General features: G+C 60.8%; 28 protein-coding genes. 19 read left to right on the top strand and 9 right to left on the bottom strand.

The window, feature by feature from the left end:
* Positions 1 to 275: 275 nt before the first annotated feature.
* The 8 genes from KH616_RS03875 to KH616_RS03910 form a co-directional block, all read right to left on the bottom strand.
* Positions 276 to 1,340 (bottom strand): PDDEXK nuclease domain-containing protein, encoded by a 1,065-nt coding sequence (locus tag KH616_RS03875; protein ID WP_023114165.1) that lies wholly within the window; start codon positions 1,338 to 1,340, stop codon positions 276 to 278.
* Complete coding sequence (locus KH616_RS03880) at positions 1,337 to 2,536, bottom strand: site-specific integrase (RefSeq protein ID WP_023114164.1); 1,200 nt, start codon at positions 2,534 to 2,536, stop codon at positions 1,337 to 1,339. The genes KH616_RS03875 and KH616_RS03880 overlap by 4 nt, the downstream gene beginning before the upstream one ends.
* 288 nt (positions 2,537 to 2,824) lie before the next feature.
* Positions 2,825 to 3,766 (bottom strand): CopD family protein, encoded by a 942-nt coding sequence (locus tag KH616_RS03885; RefSeq protein WP_060096539.1) that lies wholly within the window; start codon positions 3,764 to 3,766, stop codon positions 2,825 to 2,827.
* The gene (copC, locus tag KH616_RS03890) at positions 3,766 to 4,140 is read right to left on the bottom strand and encodes a copper homeostasis periplasmic binding protein CopC (protein WP_009693495.1); all 375 of its coding nucleotides are present in this window, start codon (positions 4,138 to 4,140) and stop codon (positions 3,766 to 3,768) included. The genes KH616_RS03885 and copC overlap by 1 nt, the downstream gene beginning before the upstream one ends.
* 63 nt (positions 4,141 to 4,203) lie before the next feature.
* Entirely contained in the window at positions 4,204 to 4,551 is a 348-nt protein-coding gene (locus KH616_RS03895; RefSeq protein WP_009693496.1) for a copper-binding protein, read from the bottom strand.
* A gap of 67 nt (positions 4,552 to 4,618) precedes the next feature.
* Complete coding sequence (locus tag KH616_RS03900; RefSeq protein ID WP_292236936.1) at positions 4,619 to 5,914, bottom strand: copper oxidase; 1,296 nt, start codon at positions 5,912 to 5,914, stop codon at positions 4,619 to 4,621.
* 1 nt (position 5,915) lies between these two features.
* Complete coding sequence (locus KH616_RS03905) at positions 5,916 to 7,421, bottom strand: TolC family protein (protein WP_060096545.1); 1,506 nt, start codon at positions 7,419 to 7,421, stop codon at positions 5,916 to 5,918.
* Positions 7,418 to 7,717 (bottom strand): hypothetical protein, encoded by a 300-nt coding sequence (locus tag KH616_RS03910; protein WP_009692898.1) that lies wholly within the window; start codon positions 7,715 to 7,717, stop codon positions 7,418 to 7,420. Before KH616_RS03910 ends, KH616_RS03905 begins: the two co-directional genes overlap by 4 nt.
* Positions 7,718 to 8,550: 833 nt before the next feature.
* Between KH616_RS03910 and KH616_RS03915 the strand changes: the two genes are divergently transcribed.
* From KH616_RS03915 to KH616_RS03980, 14 genes are all read left to right on the top strand, one after another.
* Positions 8,551 to 9,222, top strand: coding sequence for a heavy metal response regulator transcription factor (locus KH616_RS03915; protein ID WP_060082467.1), 672 nt, complete (start codon positions 8,551 to 8,553; stop codon positions 9,220 to 9,222).
* The gene (locus tag KH616_RS03920) at positions 9,219 to 10,640 is read left to right on the top strand and encodes a heavy metal sensor histidine kinase (protein WP_009692901.1); all 1,422 of its coding nucleotides are present in this window, start codon (positions 9,219 to 9,221) and stop codon (positions 10,638 to 10,640) included. Before KH616_RS03915 ends, KH616_RS03920 begins: the two co-directional genes overlap by 4 nt.
* Before the next feature lie 709 nt (positions 10,641 to 11,349).
* On the top strand, positions 11,350 to 13,047 hold the full coding sequence (locus tag KH616_RS03925) for a phage integrase family protein (RefSeq protein ID WP_021161050.1): 1,698 nt from the start codon (positions 11,350 to 11,352) through the stop codon (positions 13,045 to 13,047).
* A gap of 116 nt (positions 13,048 to 13,163) precedes the next feature.
* The gene (locus tag KH616_RS03930) at positions 13,164 to 14,165 is read left to right on the top strand and encodes a hypothetical protein (RefSeq protein WP_292236960.1); all 1,002 of its coding nucleotides are present in this window, start codon (positions 13,164 to 13,166) and stop codon (positions 14,163 to 14,165) included.
* A 68-nt stretch (positions 14,166 to 14,233) separates the two neighbouring features.
* Positions 14,234 to 14,887: a hypothetical protein gene (locus tag KH616_RS03935; protein WP_292236962.1), complete on the top strand. Its 654-nt coding sequence runs from the start codon at positions 14,234 to 14,236 to the stop codon at positions 14,885 to 14,887.
* 70 nt (positions 14,888 to 14,957) lie between these two features.
* Positions 14,958 to 15,698: a hypothetical protein gene (locus KH616_RS03940; protein WP_292236964.1), complete on the top strand. Its 741-nt coding sequence runs from the start codon at positions 14,958 to 14,960 to the stop codon at positions 15,696 to 15,698.
* Positions 15,699 to 15,918: 220 nt separating this feature from the next.
* Positions 15,919 to 16,194, top strand: a complete 276-nt coding sequence (locus KH616_RS03945) for a DUF4031 domain-containing protein (protein ID WP_021158878.1) — start codon at positions 15,919 to 15,921, stop codon at positions 16,192 to 16,194.
* 9 nt (positions 16,195 to 16,203) lie between these two features.
* A complete protein-coding gene (locus tag KH616_RS03950; protein WP_292236966.1) occupies positions 16,204 to 16,905 on the top strand; it encodes a hypothetical protein in 702 nt (233 codons plus the stop codon).
* 170 nt (positions 16,906 to 17,075) lie between these two features.
* Positions 17,076 to 17,537: a hypothetical protein gene (locus KH616_RS03955; protein WP_292236968.1), complete on the top strand. Its 462-nt coding sequence runs from the start codon at positions 17,076 to 17,078 to the stop codon at positions 17,535 to 17,537.
* 152 nt (positions 17,538 to 17,689) lie between these two features.
* Entirely contained in the window at positions 17,690 to 17,875 is a 186-nt protein-coding gene (locus KH616_RS03960; RefSeq protein WP_021158876.1) for a hypothetical protein, read from the top strand.
* A gap of 120 nt (positions 17,876 to 17,995) precedes the next feature.
* On the top strand, positions 17,996 to 18,343 hold the full coding sequence (locus tag KH616_RS03965; RefSeq protein ID WP_212124373.1) for a hypothetical protein: 348 nt from the start codon (positions 17,996 to 17,998) through the stop codon (positions 18,341 to 18,343).
* A gap of 85 nt (positions 18,344 to 18,428) precedes the next feature.
* Positions 18,429 to 18,617, top strand: a complete 189-nt coding sequence (locus KH616_RS03970) for a hypothetical protein (protein WP_292236970.1) — start codon at positions 18,429 to 18,431, stop codon at positions 18,615 to 18,617.
* A gap of 301 nt (positions 18,618 to 18,918) precedes the next feature.
* On the top strand, positions 18,919 to 19,137 hold the full coding sequence (locus tag KH616_RS03975) for a hypothetical protein (RefSeq protein ID WP_292236971.1): 219 nt from the start codon (positions 18,919 to 18,921) through the stop codon (positions 19,135 to 19,137).
* Positions 19,138 to 19,251: 114 nt separating this feature from the next.
* Positions 19,252 to 21,099 carry a hypothetical protein gene (locus KH616_RS03980; RefSeq protein ID WP_292236972.1) on the top strand — a complete coding sequence of 616 codons (1,848 nt, stop codon included), beginning with the start codon at positions 19,252 to 19,254 and terminating at the stop codon, positions 21,097 to 21,099.
* 62 nt (positions 21,100 to 21,161) lie between these two features.
* On the opposite strand, the gene KH616_RS03985 is transcribed toward KH616_RS03980, so the two are convergent.
* Positions 21,162 to 21,551, bottom strand: a complete 390-nt coding sequence (locus KH616_RS03985) for an HU family DNA-binding protein (RefSeq protein WP_292236974.1) — start codon at positions 21,549 to 21,551, stop codon at positions 21,162 to 21,164.
* A gap of 208 nt (positions 21,552 to 21,759) precedes the next feature.
* On the opposite strand from KH616_RS03985, the gene KH616_RS03990 reads away from it, so the two are divergent.
* The 5 genes from KH616_RS03990 to KH616_RS04010 form a co-directional block, all read left to right on the top strand.
* A complete protein-coding gene (locus KH616_RS03990) occupies positions 21,760 to 22,587 on the top strand; it encodes a phospholipase D-like domain-containing protein (RefSeq protein ID WP_292236976.1) in 828 nt (275 codons plus the stop codon).
* 331 nt (positions 22,588 to 22,918) lie between these two features.
* Positions 22,919 to 23,689 carry a hypothetical protein gene (locus KH616_RS03995; RefSeq protein WP_292236978.1) on the top strand — a complete coding sequence of 257 codons (771 nt, stop codon included), beginning with the start codon at positions 22,919 to 22,921 and terminating at the stop codon, positions 23,687 to 23,689.
* A gap of 175 nt (positions 23,690 to 23,864) precedes the next feature.
* The gene (locus KH616_RS04000) at positions 23,865 to 24,377 is read left to right on the top strand and encodes a hypothetical protein (protein ID WP_292236979.1); all 513 of its coding nucleotides are present in this window, start codon (positions 23,865 to 23,867) and stop codon (positions 24,375 to 24,377) included.
* Positions 24,367 to 25,158: a hypothetical protein gene (locus KH616_RS04005; protein ID WP_292236981.1), complete on the top strand. Its 792-nt coding sequence runs from the start codon at positions 24,367 to 24,369 to the stop codon at positions 25,156 to 25,158. The genes KH616_RS04000 and KH616_RS04005 overlap by 11 nt, the downstream gene beginning before the upstream one ends.
* The coding region (locus tag KH616_RS04010) for a hypothetical protein (RefSeq protein ID WP_292236982.1) at positions 25,139 to 25,761 on the top strand (623 nt) is incomplete at its 3' end. The genes KH616_RS04005 and KH616_RS04010, both read left to right, overlap by 20 nt.

The raw sequence follows: 25,761 nt of genomic DNA on the forward strand, positions 1-25,761 counted from the left end.
GACGGCCGCCAGGACGCAAGCGCGCAAGGCGCGCGCAGCCCTTGCACGGCGAGAACGCCGTGATACGGTGAAGGGACACAGCAAGACCGCCCCCTCACACCACCCCACGCACGCGGGTTTTTGGCAAGCGAAGCGCGCAGGCGCGGATCAGCGAGCCGGGCCGGAGGCGTCAGTGATGGAAGCCCGACAGGGGCGAGACTCGCGCAGCGAGGCTCGATGCGCAGCACGACAGCGCGACGGCGGTACGCCGGGACGCCCGACTGCTTGGGACAGGACTATTCGTTGTCGGTCTTGCGCTGCTCGAGCTGCAACTGCGCCCGTTGCGTTGCTTGTTGCAGCCGCTCCACCAGCACGCCCCTCGGCGGCAAGGCGGTCAGGTACTCGGCGACGTGGATGCCCGACTTGTCCAACTCCAGCAATTCGATCTGCTCGCGCTTCTTGCCGGTGCAAAGGATGATCCCCAGCGGCGAGGCTTCCTCCGGCTCCCGTTCGTGCTTGTCCAGCCAGCGAAGATAAAGCTCCATCTGTCCCTTGAAAGCTGCCTTGAACTCGCCGACCTTCAACTCCACTGCCACCAGCCGCCGCAGCTTGCGGTTGTAAAACAGCAGGTCGAGGTGGAAATCCTCGCCGTCGATCTGGATGCGCTTCTGCCGGGCCACGAAGCTGAAACCCGCGCCCAGCTCCAACAAGAACGACTCCATTTCGCGGATGATCGCCGCCTCCAAGTCGCCTTCCTGCCAAGTGTCCCGCAGCCCCAGGAAGTCGAGGATGTACGGGTCGCGCATGACCAGGGCGGGCGACATGCGCTGCGCATCGCGCATCGTCGCCAGCTCGTGCGCGATCGTCTCGCCCGGCTTTTGAGACAGCGCCGTGCGCTCGTACAGCATCGAGTCGATGCGCTCGCGCAGCGTCCGGACGCTCCAGCGTTCGGCGCTCGCCATCTGCGCGTAATAGTCCCGCTGGAGCGGGTCTTTCAGCGGGATCAGGGCGATGAAGTGCGTCCAGCTCAATTCTCGTATCAGTGATACGAGAATCTGCTCGTCGGGGAAGGTGGCCGCGAACTGCACCATGCGGCGCAGGTTCTGCTCGGCAAAACTGCCGCCGTACTCCTTCACCAACTGCGCCGCCAGGGTGGGCAGGACTTCCTTGCCGTAGGCGCCCCGGCGTCCGTCCAAGACGTGCGTGCGGATGCGCTGGCCGATGCGCCAGTAGAGCATCGTCAGCTCGCTATTCACCGTCGAGGCGGCGCGCTTGCGCGCCGCCTCGATCAGTGCCCGAATGTCGCCCAGCAGCGCCGAAGGCGCTGCGGACGATGCTGCGGATGACCGGCGCGTGTTCATGCCGCCGCCTCCGCAAGCTGGCGCGCACCCGTGATGGCTTGGCGGCGGCTGGCCACCAGCTCGGCCGCATCGCGCACCGGCTTGTCCTCGGTGTGGACGTAGTGCATGAACATCGCCACGGTCTTGTGGCCCGTCAGCTTCATGCCCACTTTGGTCGGCACGCCCGAATTGGCAATGTCGGTGGTCGAGCGATGGCGGATGCCGTGCGTGCCGACGTGCGGGACGCCGGCGGCCTTGAGCACCCGGCACCAGCCGCCATAGTGCTCGCCAAAGGTCAGGTGCTTGGCCGGGTCGTTCGGCGATGGCAGGACGTAGGGGCAGCCCTCCCGGCGCGGCGCCGTCGAAAGCAGCCGATAGGCTTCCTCGCTCATGGGCTTGGAAATGCCGCCGACCTTGCTGTCGGGCCACACCACGCGCCGGTTCTCGAAGTCCAGCCAGCTCCATTCGAGCGGGCAGATTTCGGAGCGCCGGGCGGCGAACTCGAATTGCAGGCGGATCGCCAGCGGGATGACGTAGTTCTCCAGCCCCTCCGCCTCCAGCTTCTCCAACTGGCGGAAGATCCGCACCATTTCCTCGTCCACGATGAGCCGGGTTTCCTTGCCCGGCGGGTACATGGGGACGTGGCGGCACGGGTTCGTGCCGTCCGGGCGGTAGCCCCACACTTCGGCCAGGTTGAACATCTTGCGCAGCACGCCGAAGGTCTTGTTCGCCTCGGTCGGCTTGTAGGCCAGTTTCTCCATCAGCCCGGCAATGTCGGGCCGCTTCACGTCATGCACCTTCTTGCGGCCCAGCAGCGGGATGATGTTGCGGTCTATGACGCCCTGATAGCCGTCCTGCGTGCTGGGCTTGTTGCGCTTCTTGGAGTAGTCCTCCATGAACTTCTTGCACAACTCGGCCATCGTGGGCGCCTTGCGCGCCTCGGCCTTGGCGCCGCCGGGGTCGCCGCCCCGGCGAACCTCGGCCAGCCAGTCCTGTGCCTTGACTCGTGCCTGTTCGACGGTCAGCTCCCCGTACAGCCCCAGCGAGGGCTTGCGGGGCTGGCCGGAGTTCGTGCGGTACTGGAGCATGAACACCCGGCGGCCGGTCGGGGTAATCTTGCACAGGAAGCCGGGCACCACGGTATCTCGCAGTTCAACATCCTTGGCCTGGGGTTGGGCCGACTCCACGGCGGTCTTGGTGAGCTTGATCTTTGCCATGATGACTCCTCGGAACAACCCGGATTCCAGGAGCCAGATAGGAGCGGCGCGAGGGAAAACCGGGTCAAGTTTCAGAAAGCACCGGCATATGATGGACGCGCGTAAGTTATTGATAAACCTGCTGTATCTAGCTACGGCGCAGTCCAGCGAACTACCGGGCTGGAGTCATCGTGAAACAAAAAAAGAGCCCGGCCAATCAGCCGGGCTTGCAAGGGATGGTCGCCGCACGAGAACAACGAATCTGCGTGGGCGAACCACCCGCGTGGACGGACGATGACGGCGTGTCGATTACGTTGTGCCTGGCAGCGGACTCGAGACGAGCACGGCGGCCACCATCAGCACGCCGACCAGTACGAGAGACTCCACATGCAGCACCATGCCAAATCGGCGAAGCGGCCCGCTCGGCACGGCCTTCGACGGATTTTTCAGCGTCGACAGAAGCGTCGGCATCTCGAAGAAACGATTGTGTCCGCCGAGTGCCGCGGCAACCAGTACGAGCGCAAGTTTGAGCATGAGCACTTGCCCGTAAGTCGACCCCAACAGATTGGCAGGAACATTGACTCCTCTCCAACCGTTGTACGCGCCGGTGCTGAACAGAACAATCAATGCATAGGTCGATGTGTCGGACAGCGACTGCACGAACGACGCGCTGGTGAGTCGTTCATTCCCAGGCGCATCGAGCAGGCGCGGCATCACGACATAGGTCGTCACCAGTACAAGCCCGACCCACGCACTAATGGCAAGCAGATGCAGCCAATCCGCCCAGACAGGCAGACTGAACAGTCCCGCATCGACAGGATGCCCACCGTTACTGCGCGCAAGCGCGACGCCAGCCAACGCCACCCATATCGCGAACGGGAAGCGGGCTTCGTTTCCTGACCTCACGAATGACAGTACGGCAATACCGAGCGTAAGAAACGCGCCAACCAACCACGCATGTCCAAAACCGGTTCCCGCAAGCATCGACCACACGGCCGGCCCGGCCTCCGATAGCGTTGAGTCGCTCATCAGTGCGCAATGCGCCCAGAACGAGAGCGTGCTCGCCAGCAACGAGACGATGGACGCTAGTCGAAGCGTGACGATAAGCCGCCGGCCGACCCGCTCCTGCCAGGTCGACTCGCCACGCGCAAGCCATTGGCCACTGAGCAGCGCACCGACGACGACGGCGAAACCGACGTTCTGAATGGCCACCGACACGAGTCGCAGGATGCCGAGGAACCCTTCGTTCATCACTTCACCTTGAACGTGTAGGTGCCCTTGGTCTTGTGTGCGTCGGCTGTCATCACGGCCCACTGAACCGTGTACGTACCCGAAGCCAGCTTCGGCACCGCGACTGTCATGACACGCGGATTAGCTCCGTCGACCTTTGCCTTTTCCTTCGTGACGGCGGTGCCGCTCGCGTCGGATACCTTCACCGAACTGAATGTCGGCTCGAGGTCTTCGTTGAAGGTCAGACGCAAAACGTCCGGCGCTACATCGACCGTACTGCCTGATGGGGGTGCTGCGCTTTCCAGTTTGCCGTGCGCAAACGCCGCGGCGGGTGCGAGTGCGATAGCGCTGGCCGCGGCGAGGCCAGCAAACCGGCTGAATGTGAAAGTCTTCATGTTCTTGCTCGTCTCGAATGGTCAAGGCGGGGCCGCAGAACAGCCGCACCCCGCCGGATGTCCTCACTGCTTCTGCAGCTTCGTCACGGTAAGTGCGCCGTTCACTTCCTCGGCCACGAAATCAATCTTGTCGCCGACCTTGACCTGCGAAAGCATCGCCGGGTCCTTGACCTTGAAGACCATCGTCATGGCTTCCATGCCAAGGTTTTCAAGCGGACCGTGCTTGATGGTCAGCTTGCCGTTGGCGGCGTCAACTTTCTTGATTTCGCCGTGCGACATGCTGTTTTTCGCGTCCTCGCTTTGCTTGGCGCCACCGCTCATGTCCATGTTGCTCATGTCGCCTGCTGCATACGCACCAGCGGAAACAACCAGTGCACAGCCCATCGCAATCGAAACAAGTGCTTTTTTCATCGTGCATTTCTCCAGAGTTGAGTTGATGAAGCGGATGGCCGGGTCACGCCCGACCTTGTTATGTTGTTCAGCTGTCCGGCAGTTCGCCGGTGTATTCGTAAGCTACGGTTCCCTTCGGGTGCTTGAACCAACCCGGGTCGCGGTAATCGTTTCGGCCGAGCCCCTCACGCACCTTCACGACCGTGAACATGCCGCCCATTTCCAGCGGCCCGAACGGTCCCGTGCCCGTCATCATCGGCAAGGTGTTGTCGGGCAACGGCATCTCCATCTCGCCCATCGCACCGCCCGTGCTACCCATCGCCATGTAGTCCGGCACCAGCTTGTTGATGCGCTTCGCGAGGTCTTTCTGCGGGACGCCGATGAGATTGGGTACCTGGTGTCCCATCGCGTTCATCGTGTGGTGCGACTTGTGACAATGGAATGCCCATTCACCGGGACGATTCGCGGTGAATTCGATGGCGCGCATCTGCCCGACCGCCACATCGGCCGTAACTTCCGGCCAACGGGCCGACGGCGGAATCCAGCCGCCATCCGTGCCCGTCACTTCGAAGTGGTAGCCATGCAGGTGAATCGGATGGTTCGTCATCGTCAAATTGCCGAAGCGGATGCGCACGCGGTCGCCCGCGCGTACCGGCAGCGGGTCGATGCCCGGAAACACGCGCGAATTGAACGTCCACATGTTGAAGTCCGTCATCTCGTTGACGCGCGGCGTGTAGCTGCCAGGGTCGATGTCGTAGGCCGCCAGCAGAAACACGAAGTCACGGTCGACCGGCATCACGCTGCGGTCTTTCGGGTGCACGATGAACAGCCCCATCATCCCCATCGCCATCTGTACCATCTCGTCGGCATGCGGGTGATACATGAACGTGCCGTGCTTCTCGAGCTGGAACTCGTAGACGAAGGTCTTGCCGGGCGGGATGTGCGGTTGAGTAAGGCCGCCGACGCCATCCATGCCGTTCGGCAACAACATCCCGTGCCAGTGAACGGCGGTGTGCTCGGGCAGCCTGTTCGTCACAAAGATGCGAACCTTGTCGCCCTCGACGGCCTCGATGGTCGGGCCGGGCGATTGCCCGTTGTAACCCCAAAGATTCGCCTTCATGCCAGGCGCCATCTCGCGTACGACCGGTTCGGCCGTCAGGTGGAATTCCTTCCATCCGTTTTTCATCCGCCACGGCAGCGTCCAGCCGTTCAGCGTCGTGACCGGCGTATACGGGCGGCCGTTCGGCGGCACGAGAGGGGGTTGCGTGGTGGCTTTCGCCATGGTCGGCGCTTCGGGCAACGACGCGGCACCAGCCTTGCTGACCAGGGCCGCGCCCACCAGCGCTGCACCCGAGCCGTTGAGAAATTGTCGACGGGACACCATGTTATTTACCTTCCGAATCCATTGCCGGCGCCGATTGCGCCGCGGGAGCTGACGTCGATTGAAGCGCGGGCTGCGTGCTGTTGGGAGCGCTCATGACTACCGGTCGTTGCGGCGCCGGCTCTTTCGAATCCTGCTTGTCGCCGGCCTGCGGCAGACGGCCACCAACCGCCTGTTGGAGGTCCGTTTCCGCCAGCCAGTAGTCCTTCAATGCATCGATGTAGCTGTTGACTGCGCCGACCTGCTCCCGCGAATCGGCGAGCAACTCAAAGACGCTGGCGAGCATGCCGTTGTACCGAAGCAGAAGTTCGTCCGAGATGGTCTTGCGAATGGGCACGACCTCGTCGCGATAGTGCTTCGCAACGTCGTAGCTGGTGACGTAGGCCGAGTACGATTCGCGCACTTCGGAACGTGCATCAATCGCCGTCTGGGCAAGCTGGTTCACCGAACGCATGTAAGTCGCTTCGGCCCGGGCGACCTTGGCGCTTCCGAAATCGAAAATCGGAATCTCGACGCTGATTTCGTAGCCGTGCTCGTGACCCTTGTCGGTCTCGTAGTTGTTCTGGTAACCGACGTCGAGCGCGTTGATGAACCGCGTGGCCTTGCTGAGCCCCATAGAAGACGCAACGCTTTGGGTCTGCAGCTTCGCCGCCTGGATGTCGAGGCGGTTCTGCATCGCATAGCTTTCCAGGTCGTTGAGGTCGGGCCTTTGCTTCGGCAGGTCGGGCAGACGGTCCGGGAGTGTGTATTGCGTACCCGCGCCCCACAGCCCCATGATTCGCGTCAGCTTTTCGCGTGCGACCACGGCTTGCTGGTGCGTCTTGGCTGACTGCGCCACCGCGTCCGCATAGAACGCCTGCTCACGGGCGTAATCGAGCTTGCTGAAGTTCCCGGCCTGACGCATGCGCGAAGCCAATTCCGCGCCGGCATCCGCCGAGTCTTTCACCTGTTCCGCGTACTTGGCCGCCTGCTCGGCGGCCACTGCGTTGATGTAAGCGCGGCGCGCCTCGGCCGCTATCTTGAGCATGGCGTCGGCGGTTTCGAGCTTCGTTTGCTCGAAGCGGCGCCCTTCGATATGCGCAGCGAACGGCAACGTCAGGATGCTGAGAACGTTCGCCGAGAACGTGCGGCCGATGTTCAGGTCGCCGTTGCCCGCGCGCGTCCGGCTGAACGTGAATCCCGGATTCGGGAGGCGACCAGCCTGTACCAGGTCGGCTTCCGACAGCCCCAGTTCGGCATAGGAAACCTGAAGACCGCGGTTGTTCAGCAACGCAACCTGGACAGCGTCGTCCATGCTGAGCGGCTTCGAGAGCAGTTCCTGCGTTCGTTTCGCCGCAGCGTCGCGGTCGGCGTCCGTCTTGACGATGACGGCGTCCTTGCCGAGCCGTTCCCTGGCAGTCGACGACACCGTATTGAACCCGCCGTCCTTGGAGAACGTCGTACACCCGGCGAGAAACACCAAGACGGCGACTCCCGCCCCCATTCGAGTAGAAACGAATCGTCGCATCATTTGGCGGGTTCCCCGTGCAACGAGTGGTTCGAATGGTTGTTGTTGGCCGGCTGGCTCGGCGTGCCACCGTGCTTCATGCCGCCCATAGACGGTTTGCCCTGGACAGCCTGATTCAGTTGCTGCCAGGTCGGGTTATCCGCGTCGCTATAGGGGCGATATCCCTCGAGGGCAGACGGGACGGTCACCGCCGGCACGGAGGCCGCTGCGTCGGTCGGGTCGGGAATTGTTGTCGTGGCGTGCACAAGCGCCGGCAAAGTAGCCGCCGCGCTCAGTAGCGCTGCAGTGATCAATCGCATACGTTTTCTCGTCGTGAGTCACCTGGCGGGTCCACGCAGAACCGCCAGTACGGATGGCACATCGCAGGTCATTGACCGCGATGGAGAACTAGACGAGAAGGCAGCGAGGAGGGCGTTCGATGCCGTCGGTCAGGAACGACACGACACCGGCGGAAGACGGCAGGGGAATGGCGACGCGGGTAGCGTCCGTGGATACGGCAACGACCGGTACGGCTGGCAGTCCTGTACCGAAGCAGCAGGATGCGCATGTCGAGCACGAATGCGCGTGGTGGGCGTTACCGTGGTAATGATGGGGATGGTCGTCGTCAGCGAACGCCACGCCATGCATTTCATGGTGGTGCTCTGACGCGGCCTGCTCCGCATGCTGGGTTGCCCCTTCTCCCGCGTCTGCATGCGCGGCAACACATTTCATCGAGATAGCCGCGAACGACTGAACCGGAAGGCTCAGTGCCAGCAACACAACGATGAAAAGTTTGCGCCAATACGACATGGGAGCGGAGTCTAGCACGCAGTGATAAAGGCTGTAAGTTCGAGAACGTGTCAGGGTGTAACCGATCGCTGTTTCGCTACGCGGTCACGACATTCGAGTTCAGCTTATCGTCGGATGGGTGACGACGGCGTGACCACAAAATGACCAAAATTTCATTGGCGGTCCCGGATTGGGGCGTGCCGAACGCTCCGGCAGTCGTTGGCACGAGGTGCCGATGCGGTACGCTTGGGGCGTTTCATGAAAAATCTGTCATGTAGCCGTCATTTTTCACTCATCCGGGCCGCCGTATGCTCCAAGCAGCACATTGACCGCGCGCATTCCCCGACAGCCATACGACATAGCCATGCGGATACTCATAGTCGAAGACGAACCGAAAATGGCGTCATATCTCCGCAAGGGGTTGATGGAAGCGAGCTACACGGTCGACGTCGCCGAAAACGGAAAGGACGGCCTGTTTCTCGCGCTGCACGAGAACTTCGACCTCATCGTGCTCGACGTCATGCTGCCGGAACTAGATGGTTTCGAGGTGCTCAAGCGCCTGCGGGAGCAGAAACAAACACCCGTGCTGCTGTTGACTGCCCGGGAGGCAGTCGAGGACAAGGTGGCCGGCCTTGAGCTGGGTGCCGACGACTATCTGCCTAAACCCTTTGCGTATGCCGAGTTCCTCGCCCGCATCCGGTCACTACTGCGGCGTTCACCACGGAATGCGCGGGACATGCTGCTCATTGCCGACCTCGAGGTTGACCTCATCAAACGGCGGGTGCGGCGTGGCGACACCCGAATCGACCTGACCGCACAGGAGTTCGCGCTGTTGCAGCTCCTTGCCGAACGCGAAGGCGAGGTGCTCACACGGACATTCATCACCTCCCAGATTTGGGACATGAATTTCGATAGCGACACGAACGTGGTCGATGCGGCCGTCAAGCGCTTGCGGGCAAAAATCGACAACTCGTTCGACAAGAAGCTCATCCATACAATTCGTGGCATGGGCTACGTGCTCGAGGACCGCTCGTGACGGTCCGGACCGACGCTCGCGCGTCGTATTCGCTGCTCAGGCGATTGACGCTCGCGTTTGCCCTCGCTGCCGGTCTGGTGTTCGCACTGACCGGAGCCTATCTCTACAGGTCGCTCTCCGCTGAGTTGCAACGACGCGATGACATCGAAATCAGCGGCAAGCTGAGCCAGTTCCTGCAGTTGGTTCGCCTGAGCGGTTCGACGAGCGTGGTTCGAGCAAACCCTGCGGGCTTTCATGAGGTGTTGCTGTCCCATCCGGGGGTGTATCTCGGCATCTACGACGGACAAAATGAGCCGTTGGTCGAACACACCGACAAACCTGGCAGAACATTGAAGGGTCTCGTCACAGAGACCCACCCCATCGGCAAGCCGTACGCCTGCTCGCCAGAGGGTATCGGACTTTCCCGGTGCATCGTTGCTGATGAGAGGCTGCCTTCCGGTGAACTCGTACACGTGTCACTGGTTCGAACGGCAGCCGACCGGCAATCGCTGCTCGAAAGCTATCGGGTAGATATCTGGTTTGCCGTAGCCGTCGGTGCCATCCTCGTCGGTGCGCTCGGCTACGCCGTTGCCCGTCGCGGACTTTGTCCCGTCAAAAGCATTGGCCGCCAGACGTCGACCATCGAGGCTCACAATCTGAACGAGCGCCTCGATATTCGTGGTGGACCTGTCGAGCTTCGAGAGCTGGCCGTCTCTGTCAATCGCATGCTGGACCGTCTCGAGCGCGCATTCGTGCGCCTTTCGCAATTCTCATCGGATCTCGCACACGACATGCGCACGCCGCTGGCGAACATCATCAGCTCATCGCAAATCACGCTGTCGCGCGCGAGGACGGCCGACGAATACGAGGCACTCATCGATTCGAACATCGAGGAATGCGAGCGCCTGCAGCGAATGATTGAGAACATGCTGTTCCTCGCGCGAACGGACAATGCCCAACTGCATCTCAAGGCGGTCGAACTGGACGCGGGTAACGAACTGCGCAGGCTGGCGTCGTACTTTCAGGGTCTTGCTGAAGACGCCGGGGTCCACATCGACGTGAAAGGGAACGCACCCGTTTTCGCCGACGCAACCTTGTTCAGACGAGCAGTCAGCAACTTGACATCGAATGCGCTCGACCATGCGAGACCAGGCTCGACCATTGAGCTGGCCGTGTCGGCGACTCAGAAATACTCCGTCGTCAGCGTAACAAACCAGGGGCCAGCCATCCCGGTCGAACAGCTCGACAAAATCTTCGAGCGCTTCTACCGCGCCGACGCATCGAGACATGGTGCCGCGAAAAACGCAGGGCTGGGATTAGCCATCGTCAAGTCGATCATGGAATTGCATCACGGAAAGGTTGATGTTGTGAGCGATGGCGTTCGTACCACCTTTACTCTTTATTTCCCGAGCGACGGTGCTGGACAAAATGCACGGTAACGGTAAGCCTATCCGGATCATGCCAGCAGTGCGAGCGATATCCGAGATAGTCCTATCGCGATCCTGCGATCCGGGCAATGGCCGACGTCGCGCGGAACCAGATCGTTAAATCTGCCTGGCAGCTCGGACTCAGCCGAATACCATGCCTTCCAGCTGGCCGGGTCCTTGACCTGGATCAATGAACCGTATCCACGACACCGCTTATCCGACGTTGAACTATCGGGACTACGTGGCGCCGGCTGTCGACGGATATTTGACGGTTGCCCGGTGAAACGGGCGGGCACACCCGACGAAGTTGCGAAAGTGGCCGCTCCGCTTATGGGCCCGATGGTGCGTGCACTACCGGCAGCGACATCCTGACGGATGGAGGCGTGCCGCGTCCTATTGGTTCGGACCGCTGGCACCGCGATAGTGTTTCGAAGGGCGGTTTCTACCTCGTTCAGCGACATTCGGAAGCTAGAGCGCCTCGCCGCCTGGCATACGAAAAAATCGAATCTTGAGGGCCCCCCAGCACGTTCACCGGGCTTAACTGACTTCCCTGTTCCATTGCTCCCCGGACCCCGACGCCCGGTCCGCAATTTCGAGGTCTGGGCATGGAGATGTGCAACGACGATCACGCCATCGAAAGGTACAAGGAAGGTTTTCATCACATATGGCCAGATAACGCACATTATCAGTCCGTCATCGAATTTGTTCTAAACTGGTAGTCATGAAAACGTGCGACACCCTCCCCATCGACAAAACCGAACGTGGCTTTCCCGACGAAGCCGAACTCGCGGCATTGCGCAGCTGGTACGCCGGCCTGGACGCTAGGGCAGCTGTCGCCCGCTATCTGGGCGACCGAAGAGCAGCCGGAACGTCCTCGCGCGGCGTGCTCGGCCGGATTCGTCGGCGGCTCGTCGCGTTCGCGCAGGCGCGCCATCGCGGAGATCTGGCAGGCGTCTTCGTCGATCGCCCAACGAAAGCATCGGCGGATCGGGTAGCCGGCACAATCGAGATGCTGCGCAATCTGCCGGAGCCCGTGCCGATGATCGCCGATCACGTCAACCTGTGGCTGCCCGCACGCATTGCCGGGGCTCTACATGCCCACGGCATCTGGACGCTGACCGACCTGACCGTGCGGATTCCGCGGCGACGTCGCTGGTGGTCGGCGATCGCCGGACTCGGCGTCGCCGGCGCGCGTCGCATCGAGGCGTTCTTCGCCGCGCATCCGGCGCTGACCGAACGGGCGCGAGCATTGATCGTCGCAGCGCCGTCGAGCAGCATCGTGACGTGGGAACAGCTGCGCGTGCCACACGAGGTCGACGGTTCGCGCGGCCAGTTCCGTGCGCCGCAAAGCGCCTGCCTGCTGAAGGCTTCGAACGACTATGAGGCGGTTAAATCCTGGCTGTCGCTGCACGAATCGGCCGCCACCCAGCGCGCTTACCGGAAAGAGGCCGAGCGCCTGATCCTGTGGGCGATCGTCGAGCGCAGCTGCGCACTGTCGTCGCTCACCACTGACGATGCAATCGCCTACCGGAGTTTTCTGCGGCGGCCGACACCGCGCGAACGCTGGGTCGGGCCATCGCGGCCGCGGCAAAGCGTCGAATGGCGGCCCTTCACCGGTCCGCTGTCCGCACGCTCGGCGGCATACGCACTGAACGTCCTGTCGGCGCTGTTTCGCTGGCTGGTCGAGCAGCGCTACGTGCTCGCGAATCCGTTTGCCGGCGTCAAGATCAAGAGCCAAGTCCAGCGTGCGGGGCTGGACGTGTCCCGTGGCTTCTCCGAAGGCGAGTGGTTGTTGATCCGCACGCTGGCCGACGGCCTCGAGTGGTCGTACGGCTGGAGCGAAGCAGCCGCCCAGCGCCTGCGATTTCTGCTGGACTTCGGGTACGCGACCGGTCTGCGCGCGAGCGAACTGGTCGGTGCGACGCTCGGCGATATCCGCCGCGACGAGCACGGCGATCACTGGCTGCACGTGCTCGGCAAGGGCGGCAAGCTCGGCAAGGTGGCGTTGCCGCCGCTCGCCCGCACCGCGCTCGATCAGTCTCTCGTGCAGCGCGGACTGCCGGTCACGCCGACGCGTTGGAACCCGGCGACGCCGCTCGTCGCAAGCCTCGAGGAGGATCGCGCCCACATTGAAAGCACGCGGCTCTGGCGCGTGCTGCGCCGATTCTTCGTGCTGGTGGCCGACACGATCCAGAACGAACGGCCGGCGACCGCTGAGAAGCTGCGGCGCGCGAGCCCGCATTGGATGCGTCACACGCACGCGTCGCACGCGCTCGCGCGTGGCGCCGAGCTGATCATGGTGCGGGACAACCTCCGTCACTCGTCGATTTCGACGACGTCGACCTATCTGCATAGCGACGAGGTGCAGCGAGCTCGGCAGTTCGATCAGGCATTTCGTTCGCCGGATCTCAAGCGGTAGGTGGGAACCAATCCCTTATGGCGCTTTTGGAATAAGTGCCGGCAATTTCATAACTTCAATGCTTATGATAGGAAATTGCGCTTACCTTGTTGATACCCCTTCATCAGGAGCACCACATGAAAAGTGACTTCGATCTAGTCCGGTTGCTCGGTCCCACGGGCGTTGTTCCGGACAACCAGATCAATGCCTGGCCGTCGGACGAATTGCAGATGCGAGTCGGGATTCCGCACCGCGGAGGCAAACTCGCCATCCACGCATTTAATAGCGGTTATCCGGTCATGGTTTCCGCCAACGCGTTCTTCAACCATGAGACTGGGCAGTTCGACATCCCGCAGTACTCGCCGTTGCAGGATCTGGATGTCGCATTAGACTCGGCAGGCTTCGTCGCGATGATGAACTTCAAAGCGAAGGGCCGGCAGAACGGCGTCGGGGGTATCTATCCGTGGTCGTACTCGCAGTACTTGACGCTGGCCTATCTGCTGCGTCCGAGGTGGTTCAGCAGTATGGACCTCTGTTGCGAACCCGAGGCGACGAACGGTGGCATCGATACAGATTGGCGCATCCGGGCGACGGCTACCATGCTCGAGGCGTTGCTGCAGATCATCGAGGCATGGCAGCAGGAATACGCGAGGGACTGTTCGGCGAGTACCGTCGAAAACGATCTTCGCGCTCCCGTCCCGGTCATTCAAGGCTGGACCTGCGAGGAGTACGCAGAAAGCCTCGATCTGACGATGGAAGTGTGGGAGCGGCATGGCTGGCTCGCACCTCCGGCACTGATGGGGCTCGGATCTGTTTGCCGGCGTGATCTCCATCATCCGAAGCATGGGCTTTTCGCGATCTTGGACGGACTGGAATCTCGTCTGCCAAAGGGAACGCTTTTGCACTTGTTCGGCGTGAAGGGCGCGGCGCTCGATCGTGTGAAGATGTATCCCTTCGTAGCGTCCTGCGACAGCATGGCGTACGACTACGGTGCCCGTCGGCGTGCTTTTGCGAGTGGCATCTCTAACTCGATGGAGCATCGGTCGACCGAAATGACCAACTGGATGCAGGCGGCCGAAGCTCGCATGCGTCCTCAGGCGGGAGATCAGTTCCGTCTGTCGTTCTTCGAAGCCGCGTAAGCAGCTTCTTTCCCTCACGGGGCACGTTCCCGTGAGGGGCGTGCTCCAACTTTTCAGGAGCATTTGTCATGTCGATCGTCAATTCGCCGTTTGCGCATCAAGTGAACGGCAAGTGGTTTCTCAGCAGCCATGCGGTACCGCAGTCGCAAACCATGCGGGAGTACCAGGTGCAGGTTCGCGGCGCGTACGGCAACTTGCGCGGCGTGAAATTTGCCGAGCTGGGTGTCGACTACGACCACTTCGAGCTTTCGCTGGGAGAACTTTTCCCGCGAAGAAGCGAGAAAACCGGCACCGACTTGGATCTCGATCTGTGGGCGGCAGCGGAATACGCAATTGGCCGGCCTTTCCATTTCGTGCCGGGTCAGGGTGTGATCTGCAACGGCCACCGTGGCGCAGTCAAGGACATGCAGGGCAATGGCCTTGTCGAGGTTCGCCTTGCATCCGGGCAGGTGTGCGTGAGTGCCGCGTACCCCGACGTGTTTCCCGATCCGCTTGATTTCGTATGGCGTCCCGTCCCTGGGCAGGATAAATTGATCCTCTTCAATCGCACCGGACGCGAGTTCATTGCTCTTCGTCGCAGCAAAGGCAAATGGCTTGCCGAAACTGGCGAAACCTTCCGCAAGCGAGACGAAGCCATGCGAGCAATGGAAGCGTGGGCACGCAATCGCATTCGAACCGAGTGTGACGAACGTGCATCGCGCTCCACGGCTCGCGCAAACTGATCTTCTTAACCCTGACGGGGCATGCTCCCGTCGCGGGGCGTGCTTCGACAAATCTATGGAGCACATGAATATGTCCAAGCAAGTTACTCCGCAGCAACTCGCGGAAATTGTCACGAAACTGCTGACCGGAGATTCGGGCGAGGTGGATAGCCACGAATCGTTTAGCGGCTTCATGACCGATATCGCTAAGGTGGTTTGCGACTACTGTGGTGGTGAGGTAGTGACGGAGGCGGCGCCGCTGGACGATGTCTGGTACGTCCCGATCCGTGGCAATGAGTGTCTGCCGGATGCATTCGGCGGTATCTGGCGCGAATGCGATCCGGAAGGTCAGTTGTTCGACCAGCCGGAAGAATCAGGTCGGGACGTGGAAGCCAACCCCGCGCCGATTCGGACTGTGCCTGTCGGCGTCAGCCAGCGCAGCACGTTCGCGACCGATGGCTATCGCGATGCGAAGGCAGGGCTGCCAGCCAGCGCGCCGGCCGGAGACCCGGTCTGCGTCGTCGAGTACCTCACGGGTTATCGTGAGGCAAAGAGCGAGCTCGCCCAAGTCGAATTCGAGAAGTACGATTTCGGCGATGGTGTCTCTGTGCATGGGCACGATCTATGGGAAACCGGCGACGACGCCGATTTCACCAAGATCGCGTATCTTGAGTATCCGGAGGATGGCGAAGACACCGACCTGCACAAGGTGACGTTCCATGTTCGCTTCAACGCGAACGGAACTATCATCGAGGCGTATGCGCTGGAGGTCGCGTCTGGCAACCTGATCGGCGTCCGTGCGGTCCGCGAAGAATCGATCGCATCGGTCTAACGAGGTAGTTGACAACTACGCTTGTGTGTACCACGCCCGCCGCGGCTCCCTTTGGGGAGTCAGGCGGGCGTTTTCATTGGTGCGCCGGGATCCGTACTGGGCGAAAGCACTATCGCTTGGCGCCTGTTTCGGTAAGGCTCAGGGGAGTTGATCCCTCTACACTCTGAGGCTTCGGCCGCAGTCGTCGATGGCGGCGCGGGACCTGACAGGGAGAGATCTGATGGCCGTGTACGTCGACGATGCGGCAATCGTGTGGAAGGGGAAGCCGCGCTTTCATCTGTCTGCGGATTCGGTCGATGAACTGCATGGGTTCGCGCAGGCTGTCGGGATAAATCGGTGCTGGTATCACGCGGGCGCAAGACATCCGCACTACGACATCACCGAGCCGCAGCGGGCAACAGCCATTTCAAACGGCGCGATCGCCGTGTCGCAGCGGGAATTGATGCAGGTAGCACGGCGAATCAATCGAAATTCTGTTTCGGGTAACGCCCGGTAAGGACCATTCATGGATGTCACCACGATCGCGCTTCGTCTGTTCCAGAGCCAGGCGCAGATTCTCAAGGCTATCAATGGGAGCGCGATGTATGGGCATGAGCGGCTGATGGCCATGCTCAGTATGGGGGTCAAGGTGGCTGACTGGCTGGAGCACGATGCCGGGGGCATGCTTGCGTTAGACCATGCCGCAGAGGTGCGACGCAGCCTCCGCCAGTCCATCGAGATGACAAGCGAGAATCTCGAATGGATTCGGGAGACTCTTCGAGCCAATGGCCGGTGGACCTTGCCGGACGGTGATTTCATGCGAAAGCTGATGGCGGATATCGATTCGGTTTCGACCTTTCCGTCGCCGGGAGCCAATCCGGACATGGAGGTGCTGTTCAGGTTGGTCTGGGCGCAGGCGCTGACGATCGAGAAGCTGGATCATCTCGCTCGCGCTCTACAATCCGATGCACATGGGGAGCGTAAGCATCTCGTGCTCACGGCATTCCAAACGGCCGAGTGCATAGAAGGAAACTGCAGGCGGGCGCTCGAGGGCGCTCGCCTAGGCGATCAGAAGCGAAGCTGGGCAGGCAGCATCGACGCATTGCGCAATGTCTATGCGCGGGAGATTCCAACATTGCGCGAAGGGCTGGGGGCGACGCCGAGCGATACGGATCTGATCCTGATGCTTGCAGATTGCGTACGGGAGCCGACGGGAACCTCGGCCTGATAGTTCCTGTCAGGAAATTCGGCTATACTCAAACCCGATCCTTGATCCGGTAGCTGGCCGCACTCAGCCAAACAAGCCAGAAATGGCTTTCTTCACGCCGATTCGGCGCCATCCCTCGCGGGGCATTCTGCCCTGCGGGCCGTCTGCTCCGCCTTACCCAGGAGCAGAACATGTCCAACCCCGTTTTGATTTCCCGCGAACTGCTGCGGTCGCTGATCATCATGTCGAAGGATCAGGTGCAGGGTCACGTCGGCGCTTCCGGCGATCTCGGTCTTCCGGCAAGGAAGAGCGCGATTGCTGCAGCAGAAATTCTGTACGGCCAGTCGGAGATTGCATTCTCGGATCTCAACGTCTGCCCGAGAATCGCGACGAACCACATCATGCGCGAAACGAACGATCTCCTGCAGTCCCAGGGTGACAACAACCCCTGGTGCTACTGCGGGGAATACGAGTTCGGTTTCTTCCTGTCCGTCCCATCCGACGGGGCTGTTGAGGAGTTCGCGAGCCAGGGCTACCCGGTTCCGGCGGATCTTCAGGCCTTGTGGGCATGGGCGCGGGAACGCAGTTTCAGCTGGATCCAGCTCGACGCCGAGGGCTCAGATGTGGATGGACTGACGGCGTACGACTGGTAACCACGAAACGCAGGGGCTTGCGGGAGCGCTCGACATGAGTAAAGTCGAACGCGTTCGCAAGCCGTGTAAGCAACTTTTTCTTTGAGAGGAAAGTGATGAAGCAAGCAAACTTCGGGAAGGCTCTGGCAATCGCGTTCGCTCTGAGCGTGCCCATGACGGTCGTACATGCCGAAGGCTGCATGAAGGGCGCGGTCGCTGGCGCGGTGGTTGGCCACGTCGCCGGTCACCACGCGATTCTCGGTGCGATGGCAGGTTGCGCGGTCGGTCGCCACATGGCAAAGAAGGAGCGTGAGCAGCGCGCGATGCGTGAAGCACACTACAACACCAACCGTCAGTAGGGCACCTGATTCCGCGATCCGTAGTGTGACGCCGTCGGCACGAGACGTCAGTTTTTTTACCCGGAGGGGCGTATTCCCTTCGGGAGTGCGCTTCTCCTCTTTTCGACGAGGAGTAGCAAAATGCATGTTCAGTTGCAAGATGCGGCGGTTCAGGCTGCGATCATCGGGGGTTTTTTCACCCTGACATCGGCGGTGATCGCTGCGGTGGCCGCGGCGGTGATCGGCAAGCGGTTCGACAATCAGCGCAAGCTGAAGTTTCTGCTGGACCGCGCCGTCCGCGATCTCGCCTTCGCCCTTGCGGTCGAAGACGAGCATTGCGCGATGCATGTCCAGGAGCGCGGTGAGTCGTTCAAGAAACGCGTCCGGGACAAAGTCCGGGAATCCGGCCTGGAGTGGTCGGGTGATTTCACGCCGGGCCGGGCCCGACACATGATCGCGCGATACGCGCAACGAAGTAACGCAGAGTAATTTCGACCGGCTTGTGTCGGTAAGATGCCTGGGCGCCGCTGTATAGCGCCCAGGTATCACCCCTCAATCCAATACATCGCCCATCATGAATACTGCCGAGAAAATCCAGCAGCTTCTCGACTCACCCAGCACGTCGTACTGGTTGAAGACCGCGCTCCGGGCGCTGCTCGAACGCGACCCGCTGGATGCTGCCAGCGATGCCGAGGTGCTTGCCGAGGTGATGGGGGCACGGATGAACGAAATCCTGTCCCAAGCGCAACCGGGACGCGCGTGAGCTTGACAATACCGGTTGCTTCCTAGCTGGAAATCTGCGGTACACTATGACCTGATCCTTGATCCGGTAGCTAGACCGTCACCTAGCCAATGGCCGATCCGCCCGGATCATGGCCGTCATCGTTGGTCGTTCTGACCGGTTGCCGCTGGCAGCCAGATTTTCCCCACTTGGTTACCTCGACGTGCCTCCCATGCGGGAGAAGGGCGCATCAGCGTTCGGCATCGACAAGTAACCGTTTTTACCCACGCGGGTTGCAGTCTCCGCGAGGGGATTGCTCCTCGCATCTCTCAGGAGCATTGGCATGACTGTTTCTCAAACGACGTTCCCGCTGTACATCCGTTGCGCTCTCGAGGTCTTCTCGCTGTCGGGCGCACGCACGAAGGCCCGTTTGCGCGAGCTGCTGGACTTCTATTTCCGGTCCGCCGGCGAGCCGCTCGGTCGCGAGCGTTCCGCGGTGGAGGATACGGCGATGTCGTTCGCAAGTAGCTACTGGAATCTGGGGGCGGCAGAAGGTTTCTGATCGCTGTAACCAGACATCGAAGGTCACCAGTTTCACGGCCTCGATACTTCATCTATCCCCGCGGGAAACACTTCCCGCAGGGGAGTGTTCTCTCGCGTCAACCAGGAGAACACCATGTTTGACGAAATACTCGCGAAGATGGAAGCCGTCATCGCGATCCTGATGCAGAAGATCGCAGCAGGTCACGTATTGCAGTGCGGTTATAGCGGTGGGAAGGACTCGACATGCGTCGCACTGCTAATGATTGAGGCTGTGCGCCGTTCGAAGAAGGCCGGTGTTCCGCAAGCCCGGCACTATATCGCGACGTCGGACACACAAATAGAGAATCCTTCGCTCTCCAACCACCTCCACATCGCACTCGAAGAAATGAGTGCGTTCTGCGAGGACCACGAGTTGGACGTGGAGGTTCATGTCGCAAAACCTTCGCTCAGCGCGCAGTTCGTCGTTTCTCACATCGGTCGTGGAACGCTGATCCGCACACCGGAGAACGGCGTAAAAAAGGACAAGGCGAGCGGAGAAAGCAAGACTGCTCGCGCGTGCGCTTCCGATTGGAAATTGGTACCACTCGGTCGCCTTCGTGCATTGCTTGAGCGCGAAGCTGCTGGTTTCGGATACCGCGAAACCATTGTGCTGTTGGGGACGCGCTTTTCCGAGAGCCCAGTTCGATCTGCGCTGATGTCTGAGCGTCAGGAATCCCATCTGGAAGCAACGCGGCATAAGGATGGTTACCTGACTCTCTCGTGCATTGCCGACTGGGATCTCTCAGACGTGTGGGACATGGTGTCGATGTTTTCGGATGTGCGTTTCATTCCGTTTGCCTCGCCACTGTCGATTCGCACGATCCAGCGCATGATCGATCTCTACCGGGCCGGTAACGAAGGTACCTGTGGTGTGACGATCGGCGATGGGGGAAACAAGTCGGCGTGCGGCAGTCGATTCGGCTGCGCCTTTTGTTGCGTGACAGGTGAGCGCGACAAGTCAATGGAGTCGATGATCCAGGAAGCCGAGCACGCGCATCTGGCTGGTCTCAACCGATTCCGGAACTATCTGCTTGCAACGCAGTGGGACATGTCGAAGCGTGAGCTGGTCGGTCGCAAGATCAGTGCGGCCGGCTATACGAGAGTGCAACCCGACGTGTATTCGTACCAGCACCGAGTAGACTTGCTGAAGTATCTATTGACGCTCGATGTGCTGGAACAGGAACGTGCCGAGCAGCATCAGGCCAATCTTGCCGAAGGCGTGATCGAAGATACTGAAAGCAATCGTGAGTTGTGCGAGGTGCAGTTCCAGTTCGTGACGCCGCAGCAGATCGTGGCCGTCGACTTCTTTCTGTCGATGCATCACTATGCACCACATGCTTTTCCGGCCCTCTCTGTCTGGCACGACGTGTATACGCTGGGACGTCGCTATTATGTCCCGGTCGTCGAAACGAAGCCGAAGGTACCGATCCCGCTTCATGGATGGTACCGGGTGGGGAAGTACGATGCCGAGGCGCCGGTGGATGGTCTTCGGGACTACCTGGCCGAGCAGTGGAATCGCTATCTCCATCCCGACCGCGTTTCCTCGTACGCCGTGACCACCAATGGTGAGCGCGTCGCGTATTTCGAGGAATGCGATTTGATGGAGGTCGACGCGGAAGAGGCTTGTGCGTTTGTGACCTGTACGTTTGATACCCGTTTCATGCTGGAGAGCCAGGTGTACCCCGCAATGTATTCAGCCCGTTTCTGGCTGAATGAAGGGATTCTCAAGCTGCCGGCGGGAATGGCTCAACGCTATCAGGAGATGGCCAAGCGCGGGCAGTACTTCGCCCGCTTGGCAGAGCGGCTGAACCTGACGCCTCGCGAACTGGATGATCACCTCATCCGCAACGCGATCAGCGACAAGGAGCACGATGCGCTGCTGAACGACGAGAAGAACGATATCTGGGATCTCCAGATGAACCTGTTCGGCGAAGCTGCCTGATCGATCGAAACCCGCCCATCCGATTCGGATGCGGCGGGCTTTTTTTTGGGACGGAGAAGCGGTCAGGCGGCCGCGTCCTTCAGCTTCTTGAGCGCGCGAGCCTTGATCCGCACGGTCGCTGGCTTGGCCGGGAACCAGCGTTCTTCACCCGTGAACGGATCCTTGCCGAAACGTTTCTTTTTAGCCGGAACCTGCTGGACCGTAATCTTCAACAGACCGGACAAGGTGAATTCGCCGGCGCCCTTCTTGTGCACGGTGCCGAGGATGGTCGACTCAAGCGCCGCGAGTGTCGCTTTCGCGACCTTCGGTTCGACGCCGGCCTGTTGTGCGACGTACGCGGCAAGCGATGCCTTCGTGAACTTTTCCTTCACCGGGCCGGCCGGTTTCGCGGCGGGTTTCGCCCCGTTGGTTGCCACGGATGTCTTCTTCGCGACTTTTTTTGCGGTTGCCATTCTGGAGGGTTCTCCTGTCGTTGAGATGCGGTCGGGCGAAATGCCCGCGCGAATTGATTCTAGCGCCGGAGAATTCGCAATCCACCTCTACAGTCACTTATTTTTGAACGGGACGTTGTTCACAAACATCGAATTTTCCAGGGAGGATTGATGAAGGAGCCAACGAGTAGTGACTGCCGTGCGAAAATAGTTTCCGGATAGGAAGTAAATGGAAGGCGCGACACGCCCCCTAGAATCAGATTGGTCGGGCAGTACGATTCACGCATCAACCGGGGGAAAACCCAAAGGACCATCCATGAAAAAAGTGCTCGTCTATCTCGCCGTGGCCACCGCGCCGATGTTTGCTCACGCTGGCCTGCTCGACTCGGCGCTCGAGGACATTGGCGTCTGGCACCACTCTGACACGTCTTCGCAGTCGGCCAGTAAGTTCGGCCCGAACGATGGCCACGAATACAGGAGGCCGTATTCGCATGAGCACGGCGGCGTCCGCAAGGCCGGCTACGGCCGGAGTGGCGACGATAACGGGAACGAGGACCAGGCGGCGCGCAATGCGCCTCATCATCGCCCCGTGATGTACCAGGCGGCCGGTACGGTAGAGCTCGGCTTCTCGCCGAACCGCGGTGCAATGGACGTCGTGATCGACGTGATCAACAGTTCCACCAGCACTCTGGATGTCGCGGCCTACGAGTTCACGAACAAGCGCTACGAGAACGCGGTGCTTGCGGCGATTCGGCGCGGTGTGAACGTGCGCATCGTGGTCGACGCGAAGGAAAACCTCAACAATCCGAAGTCGATCGCCGGTCCGTTGGCGCAGGCCGGCGCGAAAGTGCGCTATGTCGACGACGCGCCGCTCATGCACGACAAGTACACGATCGCCGACCGCGACACCGCGGAAACGGGCTCGCTGAATTATACGGTCCGTGCCGAGAAGTACAGCCACGAGAACGCACGCGCAGACTGGCACAACCGAGAGGTCGCTGCGTATTACGAATCCGACTTTGAATATATGTGGCAAAACGCGCACCCGTGGCGCTGATCGGCATGTGCGTGGTGTTCCGACAGCAGGTCGAGCGGACGTCCCGAGTCGGGTGGGCGAACGCATGAGAAAGGCGCTGAAGGCTTACCAACCGGCCCCTTCAGCGTCGCCCCAAGGATCAAAAGCGAGTCAGTCAGCACACTTCCTGTCAGGAATTTAACTCGTGCTATAGTGGCTGCTGATCCAACGGTAGCTGGACCGAATCCAGCCTAAGTGGCCTCTGCGGAGGGCACTGTCTACTTTACCGCTTGCCGGTAACTATCAATTCAACCCATGTGGGGCTCGCAGCCCGGCATGGGCGCTTGCTCCACGACACCTTAGGAGCAAGAAAATGACCCACGCGAAGATCGGCTTCGGAACGGACGTTACAGACACATTCCGCGCGGCTGCTGAACAGGCGGCCGGTGCGTTTTGGCTGCAAGTCACAATTGGCTTTCCCGAAGTCACCACTGGCGATTCGCTTTTGTCCGGGGAGGACGAGGGCGCCATGTATCTCTGGCTGACAGGCAAGGTCGGTGACTATCCTCAAAACGAGTGCATCGACAAGGCTCCCTCTTGTGTCGAGGCCGCTCGCGTCGATTCGGTTGTCGAAACAAGTCTGCAGGCCGCCGCGGCGGTGCTCAAGCAATCCAATCCCGAGTTGACAGAGGTTCCCGATTCGGTGCGATCGCTACTGGCGAGTTGTGTTCGCCATCAACTTCGCTGGAACTATCCGAGCGGTGGCGAGGTTGCTGGGCACAAGCCAGCTCTCCAAGCCAAGGGTTTCCAGGTTGAAGGATCGGGCGAATCCAATACGGAATCCGATCGTCCTGCGAATGAGTTTGCCGATACCGGCGGACTGAATTCGAGTGGTGATCAGTCACGGCCTTGCGGTGTGTCATCCGAGCCGCTGGTTCGCGATCGTGTCGATATGGCGACCTGGAAGGATCTGGATCCCGAAGTCGCTGATCTCCCTGTCAGTACGCACGTAGGTGGCGTCGTGTCCGAGCTGCTCACGCAGTTGCAGGGCATCATCCAGACACAAACGGAAATGGAGTCCGAGTTCATCCAGCAGTTGAAGGAAATCGGCCGGCGCCAGTCCGAAATCTGGTTGTTCGGCTAACCGCCGACGAAGAACCACGCTTTCGCGTGGTGGCTCATGAGTTCAGTCAAGTCAGTTTGCGAGTCACGCCCGCCATCCCATCGTATGGGACGGCGGGCTTTTTTTTTGAGGATGGCGGCATCCAAAACTGTCTGGAAGCCCTTGTTTTCACGCACGGCCGCTTCAGAATCGACGCATGGACATTCAGTTTTCCCCCGAACGCCAGCACCCTGTCAGGCCAGCCGCAGACAGTAGCCGAGAGCAGGGTGCTACACGGCGTCAGCCGATCTCCTCGGCGCATAAAAAGGTCTTCAAGATTGAGGATCGAACATTGACGGCTCGCGTGCATACGCCGACATGGGCGGCCCTGGGTTGGCCGCTCCATGTTGCAGTCACACTCGACCTTGGCGAGATGAAGGTGTTCCGCTCGTCCGTGAGGCTTGGTGATGCGACAGTTGACGATTTCGATGCTATTTGCTCGACAGTGCGGCTGGTGCCGTGCTGCAAGTGCGGGACGGTCACGTATGGTGCTGCAGCTTACGAGGGGGCTGGAGACGAAGTGTGCATGCTATGCATCTGCAAGGATGCGATAGACCCTGGTTTGCTGATGGGATTGCGGCCCATCGACCAAAAGGAATACGACAAACGGTTGCTGGCTAGGATCACCGCCAACAATCGTAAAGAATCGGGAGAAGCCAGTGAGCGATAGAAATCATCTAAAAGGGCGGCGCCGTCCCGAGAGCGAGCCGGGCCAAGACGACGATGCGTTCCGGAAGGGCGTGCGCGTCGAGTTCAGGGCATATTTCAGTGGCGTCGAAGCCGGCACGCGTGGAGTGATTCGGCGGGTCGATGAATACCGGATCTCGGTCGAAGTCGGTGATCGCCGCGTCAACGTACCGCCCAAGCTGAAGCACGACGTGCTGCGTGCCGTCGATGAGAGCGAAAGCTCGCAGACCACGGTCGTCATGTCGCTGCGATGCCCAGCGTGCATGGCGTGGCACGTCGATTCGCCGGGTTGTGAGCCGGGCCCGCACAAGACGCACCGTTGCCGCGTGTGCGATTACGAGTGGACACCGCGCGAGTTTGCGACGCATGGAACCGACGCGGCTTCGTACAGTGACGTTCTCCTGGCGCGTGTGATTCGCAAGACGCTTGACAAGGTTGCGCCAGACGAAGGTCTCGAAGTACAGGAGCAGGACGTCGAGATGTTCCGTACCTTCCTCGACCTGCTGGAGGAGGAGGCTCATCTTCGAATGCGAGCGCGAATCGACGGATTGTGCGACGCATCGCGTATCATCGACGCCGTCGTACAGCACAATGAAAGCCAGTCAGCGGTGATGCTGGCCGAGGCGGCCTTGCTGTTCAAAAGCGCGATCGCAAGAAACCGTCAAGGCAAGCCTGCGATTCTCCGGCCGGGTGAGGTCGATGACGTGCAGCATACGGATGCAGGCGGCAAGGAGACTTCGGAGGATGGCGACGGTGCTTTTTGATTTGAGCGACAAGGACGCCGCGGCGGGCAGCGACTCGTGCGGGCCGGCCCTGGCCGGTCGCGAAAAGCCCCTGGCCCGCATGCCCCGCGCGGAGGCAGCCGCACAGCACTCGCACGTCAGCCCATATGATGCGCTGACTGCGGCGTTGCTCAATCTCTACCAAGAAGTCTGCTCGAGCAATCGGAAGCGGATGCGACGCGGCGCCGCCCCGGAGCACGCTGTCTCGGTCGCGGCCATCGAGCGAGTGCTGGTTCCCGATCTGTTGTCTGAGGCCATTACGCTCGAAGCCGGGTGCCGCGTGCGCGTCAGAATGGATGTGACTTTCAAGCCGCGATCTGCGTTGAACGCTTCGCGTGGTCGACTCGGTACCGTGCTCACCGTTGCCGAAGACGGAGAGGTAACCGTCAAGCTCGATCCGACGGGCGACCGAACTGCGGACGTGCTCAAGTACCAGCGGCTCGCGCTGCTTCCTGTCGTGGACGTCAACGGTGATGTGCTGCGCGCGGCGGATGCGATTCGCCCGAGCGAGACACAGATGATGGCCATGATGCAGGCGTTGATTGCCGAACTTGGTGCGGGTCGCGTAAATCCTGACATGGCGCG

Origin of the sequence: Burkholderia sp. (assembly GCF_018375725.1) — a bacterium.
Lineage (GTDB): Bacteria > Pseudomonadota > Gammaproteobacteria > Burkholderiales > Burkholderiaceae > Burkholderia.

Bases quoted from the DNA above. Each gene is read 5' to 3' on its own strand.
- KH616_RS03880 (WP_023114164.1), bottom strand. From the start codon at position 2,536: ATGGCAAAGATCAAGCTCACCAAGACCGCCGTGGAGTCGGCCCAACCC.
- KH616_RS03895 (WP_009693496.1), bottom strand. From the start codon at position 4,551: ATGAAAAAAGCACTTGTTTCGATTGCGATGGGCTGTGCACTGGTTGTT.
- KH616_RS03910 (WP_009692898.1), bottom strand. From the start codon at position 7,717: ATGCGATTGATCACTGCAGCGCTACTGAGCGCGGCGGCTACTTTGCCG.
- KH616_RS03945 (WP_021158878.1), top strand. From the start codon at position 15,919: ATGGCCGTGTACGTCGACGATGCGGCAATCGTGTGGAAGGGGAAGCCG.
- KH616_RS03955 (WP_292236968.1), top strand. From the start codon at position 17,076: ATGTCCAACCCCGTTTTGATTTCCCGCGAACTGCTGCGGTCGCTGATC.
- KH616_RS04000 (WP_292236979.1), top strand. From the start codon at position 23,865: ATGGACATTCAGTTTTCCCCCGAACGCCAGCACCCTGTCAGGCCAGCC.
- KH616_RS03980 (WP_292236972.1), top strand. From the start codon at position 19,252: ATGTTTGACGAAATACTCGCGAAGATGGAAGCCGTCATCGCGATCCTG.
- KH616_RS03940 (WP_292236964.1), top strand. From the start codon at position 14,958: ATGTCCAAGCAAGTTACTCCGCAGCAACTCGCGGAAATTGTCACGAAA.
- KH616_RS03925 (WP_021161050.1), top strand. From the start codon at position 11,350: ATGAAAACGTGCGACACCCTCCCCATCGACAAAACCGAACGTGGCTTT.
- KH616_RS03975 (WP_292236971.1), top strand. From the start codon at position 18,919: ATGACTGTTTCTCAAACGACGTTCCCGCTGTACATCCGTTGCGCTCTC.
- KH616_RS03995 (WP_292236978.1), top strand. From the start codon at position 22,919: ATGACCCACGCGAAGATCGGCTTCGGAACGGACGTTACAGACACATTC.
- KH616_RS03950 (WP_292236966.1), top strand. From the start codon at position 16,204: ATGGATGTCACCACGATCGCGCTTCGTCTGTTCCAGAGCCAGGCGCAG.
- KH616_RS03875 (WP_023114165.1), bottom strand. From the start codon at position 1,340: ATGAACACGCGCCGGTCATCCGCAGCATCGTCCGCAGCGCCTTCGGCG.
- KH616_RS03970 (WP_292236970.1), top strand. From the start codon at position 18,429: ATGAATACTGCCGAGAAAATCCAGCAGCTTCTCGACTCACCCAGCACG.
- KH616_RS03935 (WP_292236962.1), top strand. From the start codon at position 14,234: ATGTCGATCGTCAATTCGCCGTTTGCGCATCAAGTGAACGGCAAGTGG.
- KH616_RS03930 (WP_292236960.1), top strand. From the start codon at position 13,164: ATGAAAAGTGACTTCGATCTAGTCCGGTTGCTCGGTCCCACGGGCGTT.
- KH616_RS03985 (WP_292236974.1), bottom strand. From the start codon at position 21,551: ATGGCAACCGCAAAAAAAGTCGCGAAGAAGACATCCGTGGCAACCAAC.
- KH616_RS03965 (WP_212124373.1), top strand. From the start codon at position 17,996: ATGCATGTTCAGTTGCAAGATGCGGCGGTTCAGGCTGCGATCATCGGG.
- copC (WP_009693495.1), bottom strand. From the start codon at position 4,140: ATGAAGACTTTCACATTCAGCCGGTTTGCTGGCCTCGCCGCGGCCAGC.
- KH616_RS03905 (WP_060096545.1), bottom strand. From the start codon at position 7,421: ATGATGCGACGATTCGTTTCTACTCGAATGGGGGCGGGAGTCGCCGTC.
- KH616_RS03990 (WP_292236976.1), top strand. From the start codon at position 21,760: ATGGAAGGCGCGACACGCCCCCTAGAATCAGATTGGTCGGGCAGTACG.
- KH616_RS03915 (WP_060082467.1), top strand. From the start codon at position 8,551: ATGCGGATACTCATAGTCGAAGACGAACCGAAAATGGCGTCATATCTC.
- KH616_RS03885 (WP_060096539.1), bottom strand. From the start codon at position 3,766: ATGAACGAAGGGTTCCTCGGCATCCTGCGACTCGTGTCGGTGGCCATT.
- KH616_RS03900 (WP_292236936.1), bottom strand. From the start codon at position 5,914: ATGGTGTCCCGTCGACAATTTCTCAACGGCTCGGGTGCAGCGCTGGTG.
- KH616_RS03960 (WP_021158876.1), top strand. From the start codon at position 17,690: ATGACGGTCGTACATGCCGAAGGCTGCATGAAGGGCGCGGTCGCTGGC.